The sequence below is a fragment of the Acinetobacter sp. YH12239 genome (assembly GCF_013417635.1).
In the GTDB taxonomy this organism is placed as follows: Bacteria; Pseudomonadota; Gammaproteobacteria; order Pseudomonadales; family Moraxellaceae; genus Acinetobacter.
In genome coordinates, this window is record NZ_VPDP01000003.1 from 212,854 (window position 1) to 238,510 (window position 25,657).

At 39.2% G+C, this 25,657-nt stretch carries 22 protein-coding genes and 1 tRNA gene; 12 read left to right on the forward strand and 11 right to left on the reverse strand.

Going from position 1 to position 25,657, the window contains the following annotated elements; genetic code table 11:
* Window positions 1-4 precede the first annotated feature (4 nt).
* On the forward strand, window positions 5-1,243 hold the full coding sequence (locus tag FTV17_RS05185) for a multifunctional CCA addition/repair protein (protein WP_179998452.1): 1,239 nt from the start codon (window positions 5-7) through the stop codon (window positions 1,241-1,243).
* A 50-nt stretch (window positions 1,244-1,293) separates the two neighbouring features.
* Here FTV17_RS05185 and FTV17_RS05190 read toward each other — a convergent pair whose 3' ends face one another.
* Window positions 1,294-1,905, reverse strand: coding sequence for a LysE family translocator (locus tag FTV17_RS05190; RefSeq protein ID WP_179998453.1), 612 nt, complete (start codon window positions 1,903-1,905; stop codon window positions 1,294-1,296).
* Between the two features lie 236 nt (window positions 1,906-2,141).
* Here FTV17_RS05190 and FTV17_RS05195 point away from each other — a divergent pair, with 236 nt between their 5' ends.
* Window positions 2,142-2,507, forward strand: a complete 366-nt coding sequence (locus FTV17_RS05195; protein ID WP_179998454.1) for a GNAT family N-acetyltransferase — start codon at window positions 2,142-2,144, stop codon at window positions 2,505-2,507.
* 12 nt (window positions 2,508-2,519) lie between these two features.
* On the opposite strand, the gene epmA is transcribed toward FTV17_RS05195, so the two are convergent.
* The 7 genes from epmA to FTV17_RS05230 all read right to left on the reverse strand — a co-directional run bounded on the left by epmA (window position 2,520) and on the right by FTV17_RS05230 (window position 9,753).
* Window positions 2,520-3,500 carry an EF-P lysine aminoacylase EpmA gene (gene epmA / locus FTV17_RS05200; RefSeq protein WP_179998455.1) on the reverse strand — a complete coding sequence of 327 codons (981 nt, stop codon included), beginning with the start codon at window positions 3,498-3,500 and terminating at the stop codon, window positions 2,520-2,522.
* Window positions 3,497-4,564: a 4-phosphoerythronate dehydrogenase gene (locus tag FTV17_RS05205; RefSeq protein WP_179998456.1), complete on the reverse strand. Its 1,068-nt coding sequence runs from the start codon at window positions 4,562-4,564 to the stop codon at window positions 3,497-3,499. The genes epmA and FTV17_RS05205 overlap by 4 nt, the downstream gene beginning before the upstream one ends.
* A 110-nt stretch (window positions 4,565-4,674) precedes the next feature.
* A complete protein-coding gene (locus FTV17_RS05210; protein ID WP_179998457.1) occupies window positions 4,675-5,841 on the reverse strand; it encodes a type III PLP-dependent enzyme in 1,167 nt (388 codons plus the stop codon).
* Between the two features lie 119 nt (window positions 5,842-5,960).
* The gene (locus FTV17_RS05215) at window positions 5,961-6,194 is read right to left on the reverse strand and encodes a phosphopantetheine-binding protein (protein WP_228133240.1); all 234 of its coding nucleotides are present in this window, start codon (window positions 6,192-6,194) and stop codon (window positions 5,961-5,963) included.
* A 2-nt stretch (window positions 6,195-6,196) separates the two neighbouring features.
* A complete protein-coding gene (locus FTV17_RS05220; protein WP_179998458.1) occupies window positions 6,197-6,841 on the reverse strand; it encodes an isochorismatase family protein in 645 nt (214 codons plus the stop codon).
* Between the two features lie 15 nt (window positions 6,842-6,856).
* Window positions 6,857-8,521, reverse strand: a complete 1,665-nt coding sequence (locus tag FTV17_RS05225) for a (2,3-dihydroxybenzoyl)adenylate synthase (RefSeq protein WP_179998459.1) — start codon at window positions 8,519-8,521, stop codon at window positions 6,857-6,859.
* Window positions 8,518-9,753, reverse strand: a complete 1,236-nt coding sequence (locus FTV17_RS05230) for an isochorismate synthase MenF (RefSeq protein ID WP_179998460.1) — start codon at window positions 9,751-9,753, stop codon at window positions 8,518-8,520. The genes FTV17_RS05225 and FTV17_RS05230 overlap by 4 nt, the downstream gene beginning before the upstream one ends.
* 160 nt (window positions 9,754-9,913) lie before the next feature.
* Between FTV17_RS05230 and FTV17_RS05235 the strand changes: the two genes are divergently transcribed.
* Window positions 9,914-10,684: an SDR family oxidoreductase gene (locus FTV17_RS05235; RefSeq protein ID WP_179998461.1), complete on the forward strand. Its 771-nt coding sequence runs from the start codon at window positions 9,914-9,916 to the stop codon at window positions 10,682-10,684.
* 36 nt (window positions 10,685-10,720) lie between these two features.
* Here the strand turns inward: FTV17_RS05235 and FTV17_RS05240 are convergent, their stop codons facing one another.
* Window positions 10,721-12,043: a condensation domain-containing protein gene (locus FTV17_RS05240; RefSeq protein ID WP_179998462.1), complete on the reverse strand. Its 1,323-nt coding sequence runs from the start codon at window positions 12,041-12,043 to the stop codon at window positions 10,721-10,723.
* A 232-nt stretch (window positions 12,044-12,275) separates the two neighbouring features.
* Between FTV17_RS05240 and FTV17_RS05245 the strand changes: the two genes are divergently transcribed.
* The 5 genes from FTV17_RS05245 to FTV17_RS05265 are packed head-to-tail and all read left to right on the forward strand — an operon-like array spanning window position 12,276 to window position 16,915.
* Window positions 12,276-13,085, forward strand: a complete 810-nt coding sequence (locus FTV17_RS05245) for a siderophore-interacting protein (protein WP_179998463.1) — start codon at window positions 12,276-12,278, stop codon at window positions 13,083-13,085.
* A 37-nt stretch (window positions 13,086-13,122) separates the two neighbouring features.
* A complete protein-coding gene (locus FTV17_RS05250; protein ID WP_179998464.1) occupies window positions 13,123-14,073 on the forward strand; it encodes an ABC transporter substrate-binding protein in 951 nt (316 codons plus the stop codon).
* Between the two features lies 1 nt (window position 14,074).
* Window positions 14,075-15,112, forward strand: a complete 1,038-nt coding sequence (locus tag FTV17_RS05255) for an iron ABC transporter permease (protein WP_179998465.1) — start codon at window positions 14,075-14,077, stop codon at window positions 15,110-15,112.
* 1 nt (window position 15,113) lies between these two features.
* Entirely contained in the window at window positions 15,114-16,130 is a 1,017-nt protein-coding gene (locus FTV17_RS05260) for an iron chelate uptake ABC transporter family permease subunit (protein ID WP_179998466.1), read from the forward strand.
* Window positions 16,127-16,915 (forward strand): ABC transporter ATP-binding protein, encoded by a 789-nt coding sequence (locus tag FTV17_RS05265; RefSeq protein ID WP_179998467.1) that lies wholly within the window; start codon window positions 16,127-16,129, stop codon window positions 16,913-16,915. The genes FTV17_RS05260 and FTV17_RS05265 overlap by 4 nt, the downstream gene beginning before the upstream one ends.
* A 69-nt stretch (window positions 16,916-16,984) precedes the next feature.
* Here FTV17_RS05265 and FTV17_RS05270 read toward each other — a convergent pair.
* Both FTV17_RS05270 and FTV17_RS05275 read right to left on the reverse strand, forming a co-directional pair.
* Window positions 16,985-17,074: transfer RNA gene (locus tag FTV17_RS05270), tRNA-Ser, on the reverse strand.
* A gap of 97 nt (window positions 17,075-17,171) precedes the next feature.
* A complete protein-coding gene (locus FTV17_RS05275) occupies window positions 17,172-19,205 on the reverse strand; it encodes an NADPH-dependent 2,4-dienoyl-CoA reductase (RefSeq protein ID WP_179998468.1) in 2,034 nt (677 codons plus the stop codon).
* 429 nt (window positions 19,206-19,634) lie between these two features.
* Between FTV17_RS05275 and argG the strand changes: the two genes are divergently transcribed.
* The 4 genes from argG (at window position 19,635) to FTV17_RS05295 (ending at window position 25,602) form a co-directional block, all read left to right on the forward strand.
* On the forward strand, window positions 19,635-20,975 hold the full coding sequence (gene argG / locus FTV17_RS05280; RefSeq protein WP_092765981.1) for an argininosuccinate synthase: 1,341 nt from the start codon (window positions 19,635-19,637) through the stop codon (window positions 20,973-20,975).
* A gap of 227 nt (window positions 20,976-21,202) precedes the next feature.
* Window positions 21,203-22,237, forward strand: coding sequence for a dihydroorotase (gene pyrC / locus FTV17_RS05285; protein ID WP_179998469.1), 1,035 nt, complete (start codon window positions 21,203-21,205; stop codon window positions 22,235-22,237).
* Complete coding sequence (rnt, locus tag FTV17_RS05290; RefSeq protein WP_035266446.1) at window positions 22,222-22,878, forward strand: ribonuclease T; 657 nt, start codon at window positions 22,222-22,224, stop codon at window positions 22,876-22,878. The genes pyrC and rnt overlap by 16 nt, the downstream gene beginning before the upstream one ends.
* Before the next feature lie 216 nt (window positions 22,879-23,094).
* Window positions 23,095-25,602 carry a TonB-dependent receptor plug domain-containing protein gene (locus FTV17_RS05295; RefSeq protein ID WP_179998470.1) on the forward strand — a complete coding sequence of 836 codons (2,508 nt, stop codon included), beginning with the start codon at window positions 23,095-23,097 and terminating at the stop codon, window positions 25,600-25,602.
* The last annotated feature ends 55 nt before the right edge of the window (window positions 25,603-25,657 follow it).

Below are 25,657 nucleotides of genomic sequence, written 5' to 3' on the forward strand. Positions count from 1 at the left end.
TTTTATGCAAGTTTATTTAGTAGGCGGCGCAGTACGAGATCAGTTGCTCGGACACCCCTATCACGAAAAAGATTATGTCGTTGTCGGTGCAACACCAGAACAACTTTTAAACCAAGGTTTTCAACCTGTTGGTAAAGATTTTCCTGTATTTCTACATCCCGAAACTAAAGATGAATACGCCCTTGCTCGTACTGAGCGTAAATCTGGGCATGGTTATCATGGCTTTGAATTTTTTACCGATCCATCGGTGACCCTTGAAGATGATTTAATTCGTCGTGATTTGACCATCAATGCAATGGCCATGAATGAAGAGGGTGAGTTGTTCGACCCTTATCATGGTTATCAAGATTTGAATCAACGCATTTTACGTCACGTTTCTGATGCATTTGCAGAAGATCCACTACGAGTATTGCGTGTTGCCCGTTTTGCAGCTCGCTATCATCAGTATGGTTTTAAAGTAGCTGAAGAAACCATAGCCTTAATGAAAAATTTGGCTGATTCTGGTGAATTGCAAGCGCTTACGCCTGAACGTGTTTGGAAAGAAACTTCTCGTGCCTTAATGGAACGTGATGCTGATATTTACTTCGAAGTCCTTCGCCAGTGTGATGCTCTAAAAATCCTCTTTCCAGAAATCGAAGCATTATTTGGTGTCCCACAACGTCCTGAATACCATCCTGAAATTGACTGTGGTATTCATACCTTGATGTCATTACAACAAGCTTGTAAAGCAGACTATTCGATGGATGTACGCTTCGCAGTATTAGTGCATGATCTGGGTAAAGCACTCACGCCTAAAGATGAGTTACCTCGCCATATCATGCATGAGGAACGTGGTGTTCAACCCGTGACTGATTTATGTGAACGTCTTAAAGTTCCGACCCAAACCAAACAATTGGCTATTGCGGTGTGCAAAGAACATCTTAAATGCCATCAGGCGTTTACATTAAAACCAGGAACACTTTGGCGTCTATTACAACGTTTAGATGTATTACGCCGTCCTGAACGTGTTGAGGCTTTTGTACAAGCATGTGAATGTGATGCCAAAGGTCGCTTAGGTCTTGAAGACCGTGAATATCCTCAAGCAAAATATGTATTAGATGCAGTACAGATTGTTCGTTCAATTAAAGCATCTGATTTACCGCCTGAGATCAAAGGCCCTGATATTGGTGAAATGCTGATCCAAAAAAGAATCGAAGCTCTGTCAACGCACCGAGAAAAACATCAATCCAGTGTAAATGCATAATATTTACCTCCTGAAGCTCAGGAGGTAATCGTATTTTAAAAGAATGCTTGTTAAAAATATTTAAAAGAATCAATCATCGGCTTAATGATCGAAGCCACTAATAATATCGCCATACTGTAATTGAAAATTTTTAGATGCTGTGGCGTACGCACCAAAGTTTGTAATTTTTCTCCGAGTATTCCCCAAGCTCCCGTGCATGGAATACAGACTAACCCAAACACAACACCCAAAATGATATACCAATAAAATTCACTGCCTGCAGCTAAATAAGTCGTCACCGCGCCCATTGCCATAATCCAAGCTTTTGGATTGACCCATTGAAATAATGCAGCTTGCAAAAAAGTAATGGGTTTTGCTTGAGTTTTATCTAATTCAACTGAACCTGATTGAGCAATATTAATGGCTAAGTAGATTAGATAAGCAATACCGATCAACTTTAGAATTTCGTAAACCAATTGATTTTGACTCAGTAATGTACCAATTCCTAAACCAACCAAAATCACCATGACCCCAAAACCGATTGCTACACCCAAAATGTGTCCATAAGTCGCACGGAGTCCAAAGTTCACTCCTGAGGTTGCGACCATCAAATTGTTAGGTCCCGGTGTTATGGATGTCACAATTGTATAAATTACAAAAGATAAAAATATAGAAAAAGACATATAGTCGCCTATGATTATTGTTTTAAATCTTCACGTTGGAAAGATTAATTAAATCCAATATTAAAATATTAAATTTATCTAAACAAAATACATGAAAGATTAAATTATTTAAACATACTTCAATTCATACTTATAAATCATGTTTCAATAGCCATGACAATGCTGATTAAACCTGTAAATTTAAACCATGATGTTGCAGCGATCGCTGAATTGAATACCCAACTCAAACAGAAGTTATGAAAGAACGTTTAATGAGGTTGCAAGCCCAGGAGCGTTATACAACCCTAGTATTTATCGATCATGGAAAAGTTGTCGTATATATTGGTTTTGTTGAAGAAATATCATGGGAATGTGCTGATCCGTATTTTCGCATTCTAGTACTCATTGTAGATCAGGCGCATCGCGATAAAGGGATTGGTCAAAAACTGTTGGCTCACGTTGAACATATAGCCAGTCAACAAAGTATTCAAAAAATTGTGCTCAGTAGTGGTAATCGTGCTGAACGATTACCTGCACATCAGTTTTATTTAAATCACGGTTTTAAAGCGTATAGCACAACATTTGTCAAAATATTAACTCCTCAAGATCGTCCGTTATCCTGAGGATAAAAAATCTTATGAGCGATCAGCAGGAAATGTAATCACTTGCTCTAGTTTCATTTTCTCTGTTGCCACCATCAATAAACGATCGATCCCCAATGCGATACCTGAGCATTCTGGCATTTTAGGCAATGCTGCTAAGAGATTTTCATCTATTGGCATAACATCTAAGCCTAATTTTTTACGTTCAGCATTATCAGCTTCAAAACGGGAACGCAATACATCTGCATCAATCAACTCATCATAAGCATTTGCTAACTCTAAGCCCTCAATGTAAAGCTCAAAACGTGCTGCAACGAATTCCCCATCTTCATCAACTCGAGTTTTTGCAAGAGAAGCAAGTTCTGGTGGAAAATCCGTTAAAAATACAGGCGTATCAAAACCTAAGCTCGGTTCCACCATATGCGAAAATAACAGGTCGATATATCCTAGACGATCATCACCCAGATCTAGATTTAACCCAACACGATTACAGCAATCCTTTAATTCCTTTAATGTGGATTTAAGTGGATTAAGATCTAAACGATCTATAAATGCATGTTTATAACTTAAAATCGTAGGTCGCACTTCGCCAAAACGATGTGCCAAAGTGACATTGAGTAAATCAGTAACTTCAAACATTAAGTCTTTGAGACTTAAATCAGGTCTATACCACTCAAGCATGGTAAATTCACTGTTATGTTTACGGCCATGTTCATCATCGCGAAAAACTTTACAGATTTGATAAATTGGCCCTACTCCTGCTGCCAACAGGCGTTTCATGGCAAATTCTGGTGAAGTTTGAAGATAGTGCTTTTTCAAATGACCATGCACATGACGGCTTGCCTCAACTGACGCCAAGTGGACATCGGTTACTCCAGCATGAGACAAAATTGGAGTTTCCACTTCCAAAACATCACGTTCTAAAAAAAATTGGCGAATCTGTTGATACATCTTCGCTCTGGCTTTCATGGCAGCAAAATCGCAAGTTGGTAGATAGCTCAGAGAGTCAGTCATGCTTTCGGCCCTCCATGAGCAGCCCATTCACGGCGTAATGGATAGGTTTTACGTAATTGATCAAATGAGGCTTGATCTACTTTCCCATCTTTGAGGCATGCTCTTAAGTTCTGATCATCTCTAAAGATATCGTAGATATGGTTTAATTGAGTTTTCAGCGTGTGCTTGAGATCCCTATTGTTAAAATATTGTTCACATGTAGGCAATTGGGTTTCGAACTGTTTTGAAGGTTGATGGCCGAAATGCTGACAGAAAGCATCATAAATCATCTGGGTACCACGCGCTTTACCCTCAAGACTATACCCCGCAATATGAGGTGTCACAAATTGCACAAGATCCAGTAACTCTTCCGTAATGACTGGTTCATGCTCAAAGACATCTAGTACAACTTTACGACCTGTTGCTCGAATATCTGCAATCAAAGCCTGTTCTTCAATGACTGGACCACGGGCAGAATTAATTAAAAATGTAGATGGTTTAAGCTTTTTTAAGGTCTCAGCATTAAACATATGTCGGGTTGCATGCATCCCTGAAGTGGTTAATGGCACATGGATAGAAATTGCATCTGCTTTTAAAAAAACTTCATCTAAAGTGACTTGCTGAATATCTGCTCTTTGTACAAAAGGATCAACCCCGATGACGTTCCATCCCAATAGTTTCGCCATATGTGCGAGTCGTGAACCGACATTACCCAGCCCAATAATGGCTAAAGTGAAATCTTGTTCTGCATCTAGCAAATGAGGATTTAGAGCTAATAACGCAGTAATAACATATTCAGAAACAGCTTGGGCATTACATCCTGCAGCATTTGACCATTGGATATTTTGTTGCTCAATTGCTGGAATGTCCAAATGATCTGTTCCGATCGTTGCACTACCCACAAAGGTTAATGCAGTATTTTGAATGAGCGCAGAATTCACTTTTGTCACAGAACGTACTAATAAGGCTTCAGCATCGACCACATCTTCATGCTTTAAGGTACGACCAGCTTTATTATAAATATCGCCAAATTCTGAAAAGAAATAATCTGTGAATGCGAGATTTTCATCTGCAACGATTTTCATGAGCCTACCCATCAAGATTTTAGCATTATGATAACGCTTCTGTGAGGGTTAGGCTATGTGGCTCGCAGCTTGAGCGACTGACTACCAACCACATAGCACCATTCCTAAAATCAATCTAAATAGAACGTTTTTAAAGGTGGATAACCATTAAATTCGACCGAAGCATAAGAGGTTGTATAAGCTCCAGTACTTAACCAATAGAGTCGATCTCCAATGCTCAAGTTTTTAGGTAACTGATAAGGCACTTTTTCATACATGATATCTGTTGAATCACAGGTCGGCCCTGCAAGCACAACACTTGAATGCTCATGTGCTGAATGCATTTTAGGTGTGTATATAGGATATTTGATCATTTCACCTAAAGTTTCAATTAGTCCATTAAAGACGCCCACATCCGTGTAGACCCATCGTTTATCATCATGTGCTGATTTATTGGCGATAAGAACAATCTCTGAAACAATCACACCAGCATTACCCACCAACGATCTGCCGGGCTCCAAAAATAATATCACCTGATCATCAAAGTGTTCATCAAGATAGCGTTGAATCTCGTGCGCATAACTTTGAATACTGTCAACATCAGCTAAGTAATGTGCTGGGAAACCACCACCCAAATTGATTAATTGTAAACTGATATCGTATTGGTCTTTCAAGGTATTAAATATTTGCTTCACTATCGTTAAAGCTGAACGCCATACAGTGACATCACGTTGCTGACTACCGACATGGAATGACACGCCAAAGGGTATTAAACCCAATTGTCTAGCTTTCACCATTAAATCAACCGCCATATCTGGATGGCATCCAAATTTACGTGACAGTGGCCAATCTGCTGTACCTCCCGACTCTACCATTGCCCTGACAAAGACTTTAGAGTTCGGTGCGAATTCGGCTATTTGGGCGAGATCTGCTTCCGCATCGGTAACAAATAAACGGATTCCTTTTCGGTAAGCGTATTCAACGTCTGAAGCTTTTTTAATAGTATTACCGTATGAAATACGATCTGGATGAATTCCACATTCAAGCGCTTTGTCTAACTCATAAATTGATGCAACATCAAAACATGAGCCAAGTTGATCAAGTTTATGAATAATTTCACGACCTGGATTTGCTTTCACTGCATAATAAATATGGGCTTTTGGAAAGCTATTTTGCAACTCAATAAATTGAGTTTGCACTTGATCTAAATCAACAACTAAAAAAGGGCTTTGCTTTGTTTCGGCAAAATTTTGGATTTTTTTCCATTGTTGATCAGAATAGTATTTTTCTAATTGCATGTAAGATCCACTCACGTTAGCGAATAATTTAACGAAAATGGCCTTTGGCTATAAGTACTTTGGCTAGGGCCGTTGATTGTGCATGTGTTGATTTTCAAGGTATGCACATTAGTCTTACATCAATCTCTATTCAATTTAAGACGATCACTCCATTCATTCAACGTTGGCTCCTCCACCAGATCTTGAAATTCAATTTGAAAGCCTTTTTCACGTAGCAATCCAACCAGCGTCATAAGACTGACTGAATCAAGTCCTAACATAAATAAATTATCTTCCTGCTGAATTTCATCTACAGGTAAATTCAATTGATGTGCGACCATATTTTTTAACTCAAGCATGCTTAATTCATTCATGATCATTGCCCCTGACCTAAGGCGTTAATCACAGTCTGAGTATCCATGACTTTTGCACAGCGCCCAGTCGCATACTTTAGTGCAAGATCATGTTCTTCTCGGCTAAAATCCGCCAAGGCATCACCCACCATAAACGCTTGAATATCCAGCATAAATGCTTCCGCAGCTGTTAATAAGCAACCAATATGGGCATATACTCCACAAATCACTAATTGATCGCGATTGGCTTGTTTGATTTGCTGCTCAAAATCACTTTTTTTAAATGCGCTATAGCGCCATTTTGTCAGCACGGTGTCTTCATTTTTTGGTTGAAGTGGATCAATAATTTTGGTCAATGCTGGATCAGCTGACAAACCTTTACCCCAAAAATCCGTTAATAGTTGACGATGTTCTGGCGTCTGATCTCCAGGTTGTGCGGTGTAATACACTGGAATTCCTAGTGCATGTGCCTGATCAATAAGAGCTTTACAATTTCGGATTAATGTCGGAATGGGCGCTTGGGTTTGATCATAGAAATCTAAAAAATATTGCTGAACATCATGTACCAATAAAACCGACCGTGACGCATCTAAAGTCCAATCAACTTTGTTAACTGGAAAATCTTGAGCAGATGGCATGGGATAACTTGCAATACGTGGGATTGCCATATTTTATTTCCTTCGTTAAATCGTGTCTTCGGTAAGGCGTTTTCTGAGTTGTTTCTTGTCGATTTTGCCCAATGCCGTATAAGGCATTTCTTCAATAAATTCGATGCGATCTGGGATCTTATAGGTCGCCAGACCGTATGCTTGAATGAATTGTCTAATTTGCATTTTCAGCCTTGTTTCTGATGCATCTTGGTTGTTAGGTCGCCATTGAATAAATGCACAACTTTTTTCTCCTAACATTGGATCTGGTTGTGCAACCAAGGCGGACAAGATGATTTGTTGGTGTTGATTTAAAACCTGTTCGACTTCTTCCGTCGCGATTTTTTCACCGCCACGATTAATTTGTTCCTTACTTCGCCCTTCAACAATAATATTGCCTTCTGGCGTTAATCGAACTAAATCACCAGTGCGATAAAATCCATCTAAGGTAAAAGCACTTCGGTTATGTTCTGAAGCCCGATAATACCCTCTAATGGTATAAGGGCCGCGAGTTAAAAGATGCCCCACCTCACCCAACGGCAGCTCGTGATCATCTTCATTGACGATTTTAATTTCATCATCTGGACTTATACGGGAACCTTGGGTACCTATAATGACTTCTTTCGGATCATCGTAACGCGTGTAATTCACCAAGCCTTCTGCCATACCAAATACTTGTTGTAATCGGCATTGGTATTGATCAATCAATTTTTCAGCTAAAGCATCTGGCAACCTTGCTCCACCGACCTGTAAAGCTGTTAATTTTTTAAAAATATTTGTTGCGCCATTTTGAACAGCTTCAGCCCATGTTGCTGCTAATGCAGGGACAAGAGCAACATGCGTGATATTGTGCGATTCAATGAGTGGAAATGCAGTTTGGGGAGAAGGATCTTTCGCTAAAACAAGTGTTCCACCTGCATAAAACAGACCCAATGAACCAGCCGAACTCATACTGAAATTATGTGCGACTGGAAGCACCATAAGCATACGGCTTGCTGTATCAAGCTCACAAATATTTGCACTGGCACGAACACTATACAAATAGTCATCATGTGTTCTTGGTATAAGTTTCGGTGTGCCAGTACTGCCCCCTGAAAGTTGAAAAAAAGCCACATGGCGAGCCGTTATTTTGGGCTTTGAAACCATATGATTTTTAAACGATGCAAGATTCGGCCAAGGATCAAAATCGCCTGCATCACCAACGACAATCACTTGCTGTAAAGTCGGACATCTGCGTTGGCACTCTTGCGCTAAGGATCTGTAATCAAAGCCTAGATGCTTATCTGCACAGATATACAATTTGGCATCTGTTTGCTGAATAAAATGACTTACTTCGGCATGACGGTGTGCTGGTAAACTCATCACTGGTCGCATCCCTATCCGCAAAGCTGCAAAATAAGCAATAAAAAACTCTGCTATATTTGGCATTTGAATCACAACAGCATCTGCTAACCCATAGCCTTGTTTGGTCAAGAAGACTGCAAATTGTTCAATATTTTGATTCAGCTCTTGATAAGAATACTGGCGATCACCACAAATCAATGCCACCTGATTGGCAAATTTCTGGGCTGATTCTTGAAAAAACTCAGAAATGGTTTGTCCTTTCCAATATCCCTTTTGAATGTACCGCTCTACGAATTCTTCTGGATATGGCACGATGCCATCCCAGAGTAAAGACTCGTCATTTACATTTGCATTCATTTTATTCCCCCATGATTTAAGTGCTGAGAATCTAAACCCAATGCATTTAACATCGTTTTAAATTTCACGATGGTTTCAGACAGTTCACTGGTCGGCTGTGAAGCTTCAACAATTCCTGCACCCGCATAAAGGCGCGCATAATGGTCGAAAATACGCCCACAACGTACATTCACTGCCCAAGCCCCATTCCCTCTGGCATCACACCACCCCATGGTTCCAGCAAAAAGGTTACGGTTGAAAGGCTCTAGTTCCGAAATCAGCTGGCGAGCCATAGGGGCTGGTTGTCCACAGACTGCTGGCGTTGGATGTAGAATTGAGACCACATCAAAGATATGTTGCTCTGGATCTTTCAACGTTCCCTGAATTCTGGTCGCCAAGTGCCAAACCGCCTCAGTTTTAATCAGTGAAGGTTTTTTTGGGATATTCAGCGTTTTACACAAGGGAGACAGTTGATCTGCAATGGCTTCGATGACCACGGCGTGTTCATGCTGATCTTTTTGTGAAGCAAGCAATTTTTCAGCTCGTTGTTGATCCAGTGTGGGATCTGTATGACGTGCTAAGGTTCCTGCAACTGGGTGGCTAAACAAATATTCATTTTGCTTCGCAACGAGAAGCTCTGGACTTGCCCCCATAAACCAACCAGATTGTTTTGGGTTTTGGGCCAACGCAAATGTGTAGCCATCAGGATTAGAGGCCAACAACTGGTAGAATAAATCAATAATATTAATTTTGTGTTGGGTTTTAAGATCAATTGCCCGAGCCAATACTGCTTTTTCTAGCGGTGATGACTTCATCAATTCAACCAATTTAACGACACCAGCAATGTATTCCTCTTGTGCTGGGATGAGAGTCGCTTGCACTTGATCATTAAGAGAAGACTGAGCCGATTGATCAATGCGCTCATTTACAAATGTGTTTTTTGCTTCCGCAATCGAGATTTCTGGTAAATCTCGATGATCAAAAGGCAAGCTCCCGACCAAAATAAGATCTTTATTCGCTGTTAATTCGATTTTTTTTTGTAGTGTAGATTTTGCTTGTTCGAGCCACTGTGCTTGCTGCTGATTAAAATTTAAATGAGAAGCTCGATCAAATTCGATATGTTCAATTAACTTTTTACTTGAAATGGTCCCTGTTGGCGTTGCGAACACGAAGCCAGGTTGATCTTCCTCAATTAACTCTTCCTTTTTTATGCCTATCATATTTTGAAAAACTGACGGTTCTATTGGCAACATATTTGTTCTCACGATTATCTGTTCGCACTGCGTGCATCAAACTTTCAACATTCACAAAAGGACAACCTCTAGGAGTTGAACGCAACCAATATAATAATTATTATTCCCAATTGAAAATGATTATCGTTTCATTTTGTTAATAAAATTAAAGGATACTTAAATGGGTTTATATATCGTGACGGGTGCAGCCAGAGGAATTGGTTCTGAAATTTGTCGTCAACTATTGCAGAAGGATCATCAAGTCATCGCAATTGATCGGATTGATGACATCAATCAATGGGAACTTTTTAAAATAATTCCTGAAGCATCACTCAACCATCTAGACCACATCAGCTGTGACATTCGTAAGACCAATGAGATTATTCAGCACATTGAAAATTCTATACTTTTTAAAGGCACGATTACGGGGTTAGTGAATGCTGTAGGAGTCTTAGAAATGGGATCTTTATTAAATACATCTGTTGAACAATGGCATGAAAATTTGTCGATAAATTTCATTGGCCCTGCCGAACTTAGTCGTTGGGTCGCTCATCAAATGATTCCGAAAAGAGAAGGTGCAATTGTGAGCATCAGTTCAAATGCAGCCCTCATTCCAAGAATGAATATGGGTCTGTATGCAACGACCAAAGCTACAGTGAGCCATTTTTTTAAAAATCTCGCGTTGGAACTCGCGCCTCACAATATTCGCTGTAACTTAGTTTTACCCGGCTCAACCCTTACACAAATGCAAAAACAACTATGGACTGAGGATCGCCCCCCTGCAAGCATTGTCAACGGAAATCTAGAACAATTTCGAAATGGTATTCCATTGCAAAAGATTGCTGAGGCTGAAGATATTGCCAATGCCGTGATGTTTTTACTTTCAGATCAAGCACGCCAAATCACAATGCACGAATTGGTGGTTGATGGTGGAGCAACTTTAGGCGTGTAACAGCCCTATTGCCCATTCAAAGGATAAGCTGCCAGACTATTCTGGCAGTGGTTTATGAATTTGAAGTTGTTCAAAAACAAGTTCTGGTTGAGCTAACCAAGTTTTCATCATCTCCATAAAATCATACCAATAAGCTTTGAGACTCAGCACATCATAAAGTTCTTTATGTCCGTCAACAGCGAGATACAAACGCTCAATACCATTAACAAACTTATTGGTAATCGCGGTGTCAAAGTCTTCAATTGGGCCAGCGGATATGGTTGTTTTTGTTAACTTACACCCTTCGAAATGTTCAGGTAAAGGATAAGGAATCCAATTCACAATAGGTCCAAACAAGATATTTTCATAGGGATCAAAATCTTCTAATACAAATCGCATTTGCTCAAAATAGCTTTGCTGATGCGGTCGAATTTCGGCAAATCTTTTTGTTAATAATAAAATGATTTCTTTTAAGTTTTCTTGTCCAGTAATGCCCAATCTTAATGGCAGGATATTCATGACTAAGCACGGTATACGCATAGATGAAGTACCCAACCGAGACATAAAAGGTACCCCAAAGCATTGTTGAGGATCTTTAGACTGTTTTATTAAATAACTCATCATCACTGCCATGACGATAAGAGCACTGGGCAATTTTAATTCAGTTGCTAATGCATTTAATTGTAGCTGTGTAGGCCAATCAATTACCTCTTCATAACGTGGCCCTTGTGAAAATGGCTCTTTTAATTTTCGTTTAAGTCGTTTCTTAGGGGCTTTCTCATACGAAAAATTAGCCTTCCAAAAGTCTAAATCTTTTTTAGCTTTTTCAGAGTGAAGGTAGTGCTGTTCTTCTGCAATAAACTTTTCATAATGATCGAACCCTTTAATTTTTAATTCAGTACCATTTTTGAGAGATTGATAATAATCAATAAATCGGCTAATCATCAGTCCGTAAGCGTAGCCATCTAATGCAACGTGATGCGCTTTAAAAAATAATCCATACCTTTGCTCACCTAAGTGTGCAAACACATAGTCATATAAATGACCCGATTCTAAATTAAATGCTGGTTCTACTTCTTTTTCAGCCCACGCTAAAATTTCCTCCTCATCAAGCTGAGATAAATCAACGAAGCTAGGTTTCCGTATCGTCACATCATCTACTCGATAGACGTGTTCGCCCTGAACTAAAGCTCGCCAATGAAGCGATTTAGCTTCCTTTAATGTGAGATAAACTGCTTTTTGAAAAAGCTCTCGATCTAATGGTCCCTCAATAACCAACCACTCCGCCGTATGAAAAGGATAACTGCCATGATAATGATGGCCTTTCCACATACTGTGTTGTGCACGAGTTAATAGATCATGGGATTCATTGATTTGCATAAGACAACCGCATATATTTAATTTTCATTATAAAATCAAAGTTTTACAAAATATTTTAACCTTCATATTTTGTGATTACACTTTGGCACAAAAAGATTATTAAATATAATGATTATCATTTGCAAATTTAATTTGTTTGATTTAGATTAATAACCATTCAAATCTGTCGACTGACGCACGTATTACTGTATCGACGATCTTCACTCCATTGATAAGTACAGAAGATTAAATAATGACGACACAATCTCCTCCTCTAGCTCGACATATTTCTGTCCATTCAACAGAACAAATTTCCACTCATTTACAGCGTATTAGGTTTAAAAGTGAAGATTTCACAGGTTATGCAAAATGTGATGGTGGTGCGCACATCAAATTGTTTTTTCCGAACCCTGATCAACAAGCACCTGACCTCCCGTTTCGAAATTCTTTAGGCAAAATTACGTGGCCAAATGGAAAGAAACCAATTACGCGGACATATACTGTTCGAGATTTCGATGAAGAACAGCAACTTTTAGTCATCGATTTTGTAAGACATGAAGATTTTGGTATAGCGGCTGATTGGGCGAAGCATGCGAGTCCAGGGGACTTATTAGGTCTAGCTGGTCCAGGAGGACCAGCACGTTTTAAAATCGATGCAGAATATTGGATTTTTGTTGGAGATCTTTCAGCAATCCCGATGATCGCTGCCTCTCTTGAACAATTACCAAAAGACGCCCATGGTGAAGTTTGGATCGAAATTGAAGATGATTCAGACCAAATACATCTGAATAAACCTGAACACATTAAGCTTCATTGGTGCAAAGGCACTCATGAATTGAATAATAACATCCGTCATTCTTTGCAAAACTTAGACTGGAAAAATAAAGATATTTCAGTATCACTGGCGGGTGAAAATTCAACGGTGGTTGAACTTCGTAAAATACTGAGACAAAACTTCCAGTTACCCAAGAGCAATTTATATGCTGTGCCTTATTGGAAGCAAGGTCACAACGAAGAGGCTTATCATGAGGAACGCCATCAAGTGATGGATGCCGTTGAATAAGTGAATAGAATTATTTTAATGAAATATGTAGAAAGATATGAAATATAAAATTGCAATTATGTTGAGTGCTGTCACTCTCTTCACAGCATGCTCTCAGTCGAATGAACCTTCTTCACGAGACAGTAAAGCGACGGTTGAATCTCAAATAAATACGACACGACAAATTGAAGATGCTTTAGGTCGTCAAGTTACGATTCCTGTTCAGCCACAACGTGTTGTGGTTTTAAGTGAACTTGATTTGGATAGTGCTATTGCGCTTGGAATAAAACCTATAGGCAGTAGTTATGTTCGAGGTCAAAGTAATTTTCCAGATTACCTCAAAAATGAAACACAACAGATCGCCTCCGTCGGTAACTTTGGACAACCGAGCATGGAACAAATTCTTACGTTACAACCTGACTTAATTATTGCTGGAAGCATGATTGATACACAAATGATTAATCAATTGCAGCAAATTGCACCAACTGCAGTCAGTTTTGCACGCGGCGAGCCATGGAAAGACAGTTTCAAAAAGGTAGCTCGTTTATTAAATAAAGAACAACAAGCCCAAAAAGCTCTAGAAGCGTACGATCAATATGCGCAAGAAGCTCAACAGAAATTACATACTCAACAAGGTCGATCAGTCAGTGTCATTCGTTGGACAGCCAATGGACCTGTGTATATGTTAAATGATTCATTTGCGAGCCAAGTTTTAAAAGATATTGGCTTAACACGACCTCAACATCAGCAACAACCAGGTGCAAGCCATACGCCTCCAATCAGTCGAGAACGTTTTGATCAAATTGATGCAAACTGGCTCATCATTGGCAGTCATCTCAACGCGGAAAAGCAACTGGCAGAACTAGAAAAATTACCAGAATTCCAACGTCTTAATGCTGCAAAAAACAAGCATTATTTCGTGGTTGATGCATCTATGTGGACTGGCATAGGTGGACCACATGCTGCTCGTCATGCCATTGATGATGTATTGAAGCATCTCCATAATTAACATGCTGACGAATGCTACAACTGTACTTGACCGATTCCCGCTGATGGGAATCGTGCTTAGCTTGATTATTTTATGTTGCACTGTTTTATCGATCGCGTACGGCGCTGGTCAGCCCTACTTTACAGACAGTTTGCAACTTATTCTTCAGGCACTAAGTCAATGGTCCTTAGAACCAATCACTCCCCTATTGGAAATTAGAATTCCACGTACTATTGCGGCAGTGAGTGTCGGATTAGCTTTAGCGATCTCAGGTGTCATCCTTCAGAATTTGCTTAAAAACCCTTTGGCTGATAGTGGATTAATCGGAATTAATAGTGGTGCATCTCTTGCCATTGTTTTGGCCATTGTTCTTCAAATGGATACCTTCGGACTATTTTTTGGGGCGCTGATTGGAGCTTTAGTGAGTGCCTTATTGGTCTTTGCCATCACCCCTCGTCAAATGACAGATCAAAGCTCACTTACACGTTTAGTCTTGGCTGGACTGGCGATCACCAGTACATTCCAAGGTTTTATGGCTGCCATTCTTCTGAGTTTCCAAAATGGCTTAGATGACTATCGTTTTTGGGTTTTGGGTTCGCTCAATCGCGTCGATATTCAATATCTCAGTCTTGCACTAATTTTAATGGCGATCGGACTCATCATCGCTATATTGGTAATACGCCCTCTAGGTCTTAGTTTAGTTGGTGATCAACTGGCGAATAGCTTAGGCTTAAATACGAAACTACTTGATGCATTCTGCATTTTAGCTGTGGTTTTATTAACTGGAAGTGCCGTTGCATTAACAGGTCCAATTGCCTTTTTAGGCTTGATTGCACCTTACTTTGCACGAGCTATTGGTGCTCAGAGTATTCAGAAACAACTCATCTATAGCGGACTATTTGGCATGTTGTTGTTGCTGATCGCGGATATCATTGCACGTGCAGTCGTGCAACCTTTCGAAGCCCCTGTCAGTATTCTTTTAGCCTTATTAGGTGCGCCTATTTTAATATGGATGGTACGTCAAAATAACTTACAAAATATCATTCAAGCGGAGAAATAATATGTCTTCTCTGTTGAGTCGTTTAAAACAAAAAACAGTGATAAAGGCTTGGATAATCATTGCGATTTTACTGATATCACTTAGTTTATTTAGCCTGATGTACGGCGAAATCACAATAAATTTGAATACACTATGGAATGTATTTACAGGCAATGCGTCAGCTCCACATCAACTTCTCGTTGAAAAGATTAGATTACCACGACTTTTGGCAGCCTTATTGATTGGCGCTGCACTCGCCTTATCTGGTCTCATTCTTCAAATTATCACCAAAAACCCTCTTGCGAGCCCAGATGTTTTTGGTATCAGTGACAGTGCAGTGCTTGCTTTGGCATTCACCATTCTCCTCTCAAGTTCTAGTATGTTAGGTCAATGGTGGCAAGCATTAATGGGTGCGATCTTCTGTGTTTTTTTTATTTTAATTGCTTCAGGCGGCGTAGGAACACAGGGGTATCGTATTTTGGTCATCGGGGTCGGAATTGCAACACTTATGAAAGCCAGTTTTGACCTTATCCTTGCGACACTGCCAGTAATGCACACCAGTAATATTTTAATTTTTAGTAGTGGTAGTTTGATTGGTCGAAGCTACAGCATCTTACTACCAACTTCGATTTTTATCATGGTACTTGTCAGTATTATTGTGCTGTGGCGGCGACTGTTTAGTGCAATGGTTCTCCCTGATTCTGTCATTAATAGTTTAGGAGAGCCCTTATCCAAAATTAGACTGATGCTCATTATTATTGCTGCCTTTCTCGCTGGGACCGCTGTCAGTATTGCAGGCCCCATTGGATTCGTGGCTATTGCCGCACCAATCATCGCATTTAAATCATTTCCTCATCATTTATTTCCGATTTTTCCAACCATGTGTATTGGTGCATTAATGGTTTTATGTGCCGATTTACTTGGAAAAAATTTGCTGGCCCCTGTCGAAATTCCCGCAGGCATTATTAGCGGGATGGTTGGTGGTCCACTGTTGTTATGGTTGTTATATCGTCATTCTAGAAGTATGAGTCGTACATGAGTTTAATCATCAATCAATTAGGTGCTGGATATAATCACCATCAAGTTTTGAAGGGTATCAATGCTGAATTTCAGCAGGGTCAAGTCATCGTCCTCATTGGTCCAAATGGCTGCGGAAAATCGACCTTGTTAAAATGTATTGCTCAAATTCATCCATATGATCAAGGCGAAGTCATCTGGGAAAAAAATCAACTGAATTTACTCAGTAAAAAGTTGCTCGCTAAGCAACTCGCATTACTTCCACAGCATGTAACTGCACCCAACGGCATGACAGTTGAGCAGTTAGTGCGCTTCGGTCGTTTTCCACATCAAGGTTGGTTTAAACGACTCAACATCGAGGACCAAAAAGCGATTGATGACGCTTTGTCTGCGACCCATTTAAGCGAATTAAAAAATCAAAATTTAAGTAATCTATCAGGAGGTCAACGTCAACGTGCATGGATCGCAATGGTACTCGCACAACAAACCCCTTTAATTCTTTTAGATGAACCAATCAGTATGCTCGATATCGGTCATCAAGCCGATATTTTAAATTTAGTCCGCTCTCTAGCCTCACAAGGTAAAACCATAGTGATGGTTCTACATGAGTTAGCCACTGCTGCACGCTGTGCCGATTTTCTAGTTGCCATGAAAGATGGTCGAATCATTGCACAGGGTAAATCAGAAGATGTGTTGACTAAGAAATTAGTTCATCAACTCTATAACTTAGATGCTGAAGTCAGACTGGTTGAAGATGATCAACTCAAAAAAAGGTTACTGGTCATCCCAAATAAGTTTGGTGATTAAACACTCGAATAAAAAGCTTGAATATATAGAATAAAAAAAGCCCTGACAAATGTCAGGGCTTTTTGAATTTGGCGGAAGCGGTGAGATTCGAACTCACGGAGGACTCACACCCTCGTCGGTTTTCAAGACCGGTGCATTAAACCGCTCTGCCACGCTTCCATGTGCGCCATAATACGAAGCTTTTCATATCATGACAAGTAAAAATTACAATCAAACCATTCAAGTGAATATAGTTTCACCAAATGATTCAAATTTATTAAATTTTGGCTGCAATTTCAGCACCTTCACGAATCGCACGCTTAGCGTCAAGCTCAGCAGCAAGCTTTGCACCACCAATAATGTGATATTTCGCTAAAGTTGTTTCAGTCTCTGATGGCATAATCTCTTTAACAGATTCTTGCCCTGCACAAACAACGATAGTATCGACTCGTAATAATTGATCATGCCCACCAACTTCGATCCACAGACCTTCATCACTCACTGATTTATATTGAACGCCACGCAACATTTTTACATGGTGTTTTTTTAATTGGGCGCGATGAACCCAACCAGAGGTTTTACCTAATCCTATACCCAAAGGCGTTGTCTTACGTTGCAATAAATATATTTCGCGAACTGAATGATCCACTTCAGCAGGTTGTAAACCACCTTCAGAAATATACTGAACATCAGGATCAACTCCCCACTCACGTTTCCACTCTGCCAAAGGTTGTGGCTGTGGCTGATGTTCAGGTTTTAATAAAAACTCTGACACATCAAATCCAATACCACCAGCACCAATTACTGCTACCTTTTGACCCACAGGCGCACCTCTTAATACTTCTGCATAAGATAAAACTTGTGGTGCATCACTTCCTTCGATCTTCAATGCACGTGGTACAACGCCTGTCGCAACAATCACTTCATCAAAGCCTTCACGCTCAAGCTGTTCACGATTAACTTTAGTATTTAAACGAAGTTCAACCCCAGTACGCTCAATTTGGACTTTAAAATAGCGAATGGTTTCATGAAATTCTTCTTTCCCAGGAACAACTTTCGCTAAGTTGAATTGTCCCCCTACATCATTAGTAGCTTCAAATAAAGTAACCTGATGACCACGACTGGCAGCAACAGTCGCTGCCGACATTCCTGCTACACCACCACCCACAACAGCTACTTTTTTAGGCTTCTTGGTTTTTAAATAAACCAGTTCAGTTTCATAGGCTGCACGTGGATTCACTAAACATGTGGCACGTTTATTTTTGAAAGTATGATCCAAACAAGCCTGATTACACGCAATACACGTATTGATTTCATCAACACGATTAGTCGCCGTTTTATTCACCCAGAAAGCATCTGCCAATAATGGTCGAGCCATTTGAATCATGTCGGCTTTACCTTCAGCCAAAATAGCTTCGGCAGTTTCAGGCATATTGATTCGGTTGGATGCAATCACAGGCACAGACACATGTTTTTTCACCTCTGCGGTATAATCTACAAATGCCGCACGAGGAACAGAGGTTACAATTGTTGGCACACGAGCTTCATGCCAACCAATACCTGTATTCAATAATGTGATACCCGCTTCTTCTAGCGCTTTGGCAACCGTGATCACTTCATTCATTGTATTACCGTCGTGAACTAAATCGAGCATAGATAAACGGAAACAAATGATAAATTTTTCGCCAACTTTCGCGCGAATTGCCTTAACAATTTCAACTGCAAAGCGCATACGGTTTTCTATTTCACCACCCCATTGGTCTGTACGCTGATTGACATGACGACTCATAAATTGGTTCAGCAAATAGCCTTCTGAGCCCATGATTTCAACACCATCATAGCCAGCTTTTTTCGCGATACTTGCTGTAGCCGCATAATCTTGAATCGTATCCAGAATTTGTTTTTCTGACATCTGACGTGGTTTAAATGGTGAGATCGGCGATTTTATTGGGCTTGCAGAAACCACAAATGGTTGATAACCATAACGCCCTGAATGCAAAATTTGCATTAAAATTTTTGCGCCATGTTTATGAACTGCATGTGTCACTAATCGGTGTGGGGCAACATCACCTAAGGTATTCATTGTGCCACCAGCTGGAAGCAGCCAGCCCTGACGGTTAGGGGAAATACCACCAGTAATGATGAGACCTACGCCCCCTTTAGCACGCTCACCAAAATATGCTGCTAATTTAGGATAGTTATAAAAACGATCTTCTAGACCGGTATGCATCGATCCCATCACGACACGATTTTTTAGGGTAGTGAAACCAAGATCAAGAGGTTTTAATATATTTGCATAGCGAGTTGTCATGGCAATTCCTTATTTTATGGGCTTTGCAACTTGTTGCATAAAACTATACTTCTTTTTTCATAACTGTTTATGGCAATTTTTTGTCTTTTTCTATAATAAATTACCAACTATGAAATTAGATATTAATATTCAATCACTTACAAAAAATATTTTTCACTGAGTTCGCTTTGAAAAATTGCAATAAAATAAATTGATGCATAAAAATCCTCATAAATGCCCTGTATTATTTTCAAGAAGAAATCATGAATTAGATTAAGCACTACCTATTACTTCTGAGTTTCGACGAAATATTGCTACTTATTCTAATATTTTTGCACCACGTATCTTTTTTTAAAAAAAATTACCAATGAAAAGTGCTACAATTGAAGAAATATATTTTTTCAGGTTACCAATTTTCTAGGTGCCTATATTCTATCGTTAGGATGAACAATGTCTGATAATGCAACTATCTTACAGAATGTACCTGTAGGCAAAAAAGTTGGTATTGCCTTCTCTGGTGGTCTTGATACTTCTGCAGCTTTATTGTGGATGAAGCAAAAAGGTGCTGAACCTTATGCGTATACAGCAAACTTAGGTCAGCCAGATGAAGATGATTACGATGCTATTCCAAAGAAAGCTGAAGCTTATGGTGCTGTTAAAGCACGCTTAGTGGATTGCCGTTTACAACTTGCATTAGAAGGTATTGCAGCAATTCAATGTGGCGCATTCCATATCTCTACAGGTGGTGTACCTTACTTCAATACAACACCACTTGGTCGTGCAGTCACAGGTACAATGCTTGTTACCGCGATGAAAGAAGATGACGTCAACATTTGGGGTGACGGATCTACTTATAAAGGTAACGACATTGAGCGTTTCTACCGTTATGGTCTATTAACGAACCCAGCACTTAAAATTTACAAACCATGGTTAGACCAAACATTTATCGATGAGCTTGGTGGCCGTGCAGAAATGTCACAGTTCCTCATCGACAACGGTTTTGACTATAAAATGTCAAAAGAAAAAGCATACTCAACAGACTCAAACATGCTTGGTGCAACTCACGAAGCGAAAGATCTTGAGTATCTTGATGCTGGTATCAAAATCGTTGAACCGATTATGGGTGTTGCATTCTGGAAAGAAGACGTTGAAATCGCACCTGAAGAAGTTTCAATCACGTTTGAAGAAGGCTTCCCTGTTGCTCTTAACGGTCAACGTATCGAAGATCCAGTTGAGTTAATTCTTGAAGCGAACCGTATCGGTGGTCGTCATGGTCTAGGTATGTCTGACCAAATCGAAAACCGTATCATTGAAGCGAAATCTCGGGGTATTTATGAAGCTCCAGGTATGGCGCTTCTGCATATTGCTTACGAACGTCTTGTGACTGGTATTCATAACGAAGATACCATTGAACAGTACCGCATCAACGGTTTACGTTTAGGTCGTTTACTTTACCAAGGTCGTTGGTTCGACTCTCAAGCGCTTATGCTTCGTGAAACTGCTCAACGTTGGGTTGCTAAAGCAATTACAGGTACTGTAACTTTAGAACTTCGTCGTGGTAACGATTACACCATTATGAACACTGAATCTGAGAATCTTACATACGAAGCTGAACGCTTAACTATGGAAAAAGGTGATTCTGTATTCACTCCAATGGATCGTATTGGTCAATTAACCATGCGTAACCTAGACATTACAGATACACGCGCTAAGTTAGGAATCTATACTGGTGCAGGTTTACTTGCTGTCGGTACAGGTTCTGCTGTTCCACAACTTAAAGACAAAAACTAAGATTTAGTTTAGTCCTAAAAAAACCGCGCTTTGAGCGCGGTTTTTTATTTGGACATGAAAATCTATCATTGTTCCCTAGATGAATAATGACTCATTCATCCAACGTATGCCTCATTTTTATATTAATCAGCACAAATAGATGTAAAACCTCTTTTATCGGCTTTTGTCGTTATCAATTTCAAGCAATATCGATTATCATCTATGTTATTTTTTCAGTAAGACTTGCCTTGAATACGATCACTTTAATCCAGCCAGATGATTGGCACGCTCATTTAAGAGATGGTTTAGCACTTCAACGTACTGTTCCTGATTTGGCGAAGCAATTTCATCGCGCAATCTGTATGCCAAATACAGTTCCACCTGTAAAAACTGTGGAAGAAGCACATGCTTATCGTGAAAGAATCATGGCGCATGTTCCTGAAAATGTAAAATTCGATCCTCGTATGGTGCTTTACTTTACGGATCATACTTCTCCTGAAGAAGTACAAAAAATTAAAAACTCTCCATATGTAAATGCAATTAAGCTTTACCCTGCTGGAGCAACCACGAATTCTGATAATGGCGTTAGTGATATACGTAAAGTGTATAGCGTCATTGAGCAACTTGAAGAACATCAGGTTCCTCTCTTACTCCACGGCGAAGTAACACATCATCATGTTGATATTTTCGATCGTGAAAAACGTTTCTTGGATGAAGTTTTAGCACCGCTGCTTAAACAATTTCCAAAATTGAAATTAGTTTTAGAACATATCACCACAAGCGAAGCTGCACATTTTGTACTTGAGCAAGATCGCAACGTGGCAGCAACGATTACCCCACAACATTTGTTATTCAATCGCAATGACATGTTGGTCGGTGGTGTTAAACCGCATTTCTATTGTTTGCCAATTTTAAAGCGCCAGACACATCAGCAAACCTTGTTAGAAGTCGCAACAAGTGGCAACCCTAAATTCTTCTTAGGTACAGACAGCGCTCCTCATTCTAAAAATGCGAAAGAAAATGCCTGTGGATGTGCGGGATGCTATAGCGCTCCAACTGCAATTGAATTGTATGCTCAAGCATTCGATCAGGTCGGTAAAATTGAACGTCTTGAAGGTTTCGCTTCATTCTTTGGTGCGGACTTCTATGGTTTAGCTCGCAATACTGAAACCATTACATTGATCAAAGAAGATCAAGTGATTCCAGAAAGCCTTGAATATTTAGATGGCGAACAGATCATTCCTCTTTATGCAGGTAAAACAATTCAATGGAGAAAAGTGTGACCACTGAAACATTACCTGTCATCGGTCAACGCTTCCGCGGGTTCCTACCCGTGGTTGTTGACGTGGAAACAGCTGGTTTTAATGCAGATACTGATGCATTGCTCGAAATAGCATGTATTCCCATCATTTATGACGAATCTGGAAAGTTTGTACCTGGTCAAGCGCATCATGCACACATCAATCCATTTGAAGGTGCAAATTTAGACCGTCGCTCACTCGACTTCATTGGCATTGATCCTTTTAATCCAATGCGTGTAGCGATGGCAGAAGATGAAAAGTCTGCGCTTAAGCGCATGTTCAAAGCAATTAATGAAGTCCGTAAACAGCAACAATGCACACATGCTGTGTTAGTTGGGCACAATGCTCATTTTGATCTTGGCTTTTTAAAAGCGGCAATTGCACGCACTGGAACCAAGAATCAAAATCCATTTCATAGTTTCTCGGTTTTTGATACCGTGACTTTAAGTGCTGTGATGTTCGGACAAACTGTTTTGGCTAAATCATGTATTCAAGCAGGTATCGAGTTTGATGGTAAAGAAGCTCACTCTGCTTTATATGACACACAGAAAACAGCTGAATTATTCTGCTATATTTTAAATAAATTAGCGCCCCATTTACTCGAAACACTCGTTTCAGAGTAACAATCTTTAAATACCCCAATATTTTATAAATCTTGATCATTCTTGCGGATTGATCTTCATTAATATGTATTGGGGTTTCTTTTTTCCAATTTTTACTATCGTTTTTTTATATTATTTCAATCGAAATATAGTATTGATAATTATTCTCATTAATATTGTGAAATAAATATTATTAAATGATAATCGCTATCGTTTTTATTCTCTCAATGTTGAATCATGTCATTTGTACGCTCAAAATTAAATTTAGCCATTCTTACGATTCTCTCAACCACAGTTTGTGCAAATGAAACAGAAATAAATTCATTAGTTAATGATGATTCAATCAAACTCAATACAATCGTAACGAATGCAACTGAGCAACAAGAAGTTGGTAAAACCGTTTATACGAAGGATGATTTAGACAAGACACCCAATAGTTCTAAGAACATTAATGATTATTTAAAAGTAAATCCTAATGTGCAATTTGGTAATAATTTTAGAAGTGGCTTACAACAAGGTGAACTTAGCCCAGCCGAAATTAGCATCAATGGCGGTTTACCCTATGAAAATAAATTTCTAATCAATGGGATGAGCATCAACAATAATATTAACCCTGTGGGTGCAACAATATCGAACTCAAATAATGAACTACTCGGCTCTAGTCAAACTGTTGCAGTCAATGCAGACCTGATTTGTAATATTAAACTGCTCGATAGCAATGTGAGCGCTGAATATGGTGAATTTACTGGCGGTGTAGTGAGTGCAGAAACCTGCGCACCAAAAACTGAGGAAGGCAAAATTCACGGTAATATTACTTATGACTATACAACTGATTCTTGGTCTAAAATCAACTTTCCTAATCCAGAAAGCCAACAGGAATTTGAAACCTCCAACGGTGAAAAAAATCAACCTTTCTTTACTAAACAAGGAGTCAGTGCAACACTGTATGGTAATCTCACAGACCAATTAGGTTTCAATGCTTTTGGCTCTTTTAGACATTCCTTAATTCCATTAAAAACGAATTTTATTGAGCCAGCAGAATTAGACCAAACACGTGCTGCGAGCAATTATGGTGTCGAACTCTTCTATACACCTTCAGATAAAACCTCATTAAAAATAGGAACTCAGCTATTTGAAAATAAAGGTGAATACTTCAATGCTACATTTTTAAACTCAGAAAACACGCAAATATCTGATAGCCAAAGTATTTATATCAATTTACAAAATAAATTAAATGCTGTTCGGTTAGAACAACAACTTAATTATCAAACACAAAATAGCTCGCGAGAGGCAGAACAGGATGCGTACGTGTGGGCTCGATCTTCAACAAAAAATTGGAATCCGAATTTAAGTACGCAATCCTATGGAAACTATGGTGCATTATCACAAGAAGAAAAAAAACTGGAATACTCAATCAAAGCCTTATTTGAACCAATAAAGTTTGCAAACTCATCACACCAACTCAAAGTGGGTGCAGGTTATGGTCATTATGAAGCGTATTGGGAAAGACCTGAAGTTTCTAATAACTATTACACAACTACTATCGCTTCAAAAAATATTGAAAACTTAAACTGTTACGCTTCTGATGGTCGTCGTTATGATGCTTGTGATGAAGGCAATTCAATTGACGGGCAATATTTAACGCAACGATTTAAATATGATGCAGGACAAATCAATGTACGCCAAGATCGTTGGCATGCATATCTCGAAGATTCAATTTATGTTAATCCATTTATTCAGTCTAGTTTAGGCTTACGAGCTGATTATGATTCACTGACTCAAAATACCAATATTGCACCTCGTAGTTCATTTGTGTTGAAGCCATTTGGCAATGATCAATTATTTATTACGGCTGGTTGGAATCGCTATTATGGTTTAAACGCATTCGCCAACGAATTACAAGATCAACGAGGTCGATTACAGACAAAATTTAAGAGAAATAGTCTTTCTGAAGGTTGGGAACTCGACCCGACGTATATGCCATCCTTCAAATCAAGGTCAGAGCTGGATACGCCATTTTCAGATGAATCTGTATTTGCTTTTAACACTAATATTTGGAACATCAATACTGGTTTAAAATATGTTAAGCGAGAAAACAAAGACCAATTACGGCAGCAGCAAGGTAATAAGTCTTATAACAACTCAGGAAAATCTGAAGCTGATATCTTAACTTTCTCTTTAAAAAATATTAAACCGCTAGTATTTAAAAAATCTGTGCATCATTTAAGCCTAAATGCCGATATGACAGATATAAATCGTAATTTTGATAGCTATGAAAGCAACTACTACACAGGCACATCACAAATTTATTATGATGGCAAACTGATTAATGCTGAAGATAAACCTACTGATAATTTCAATACGCCATGGACAGTTAGACTTGATTGGAATATTGGTTTTAATAATATTCCTTTAAATATTAATCATTCTCTTAGCTATCGTGCAGGGACACCAGGTATGAAAAAAACCCTGAGTACCAGTAAAACTGAATTTGTCTATGAACTTGATGGTATGAAATATGACACTTACACTGCATATAAAACGAAAAATGCTTTGAATTGGGATATGCGTACTACCTACACAATTCCAAGTTCAAAGAATACGCAAACTATTTTTGGTTTAACCATTAATAATGTACTTAACCGTAAAAATGAGTACTTTTCTTCCAATACATCCGCAGTGACACCAACACCAAGTCCTGAAATTGGACGTCAGTTTATTGCCGATGTTACATTCAAGTTCTAACTCATGATTCCCATAGAGCACTTAGGTGCTCTTTTTTTATTTATGCCGCGTTAAA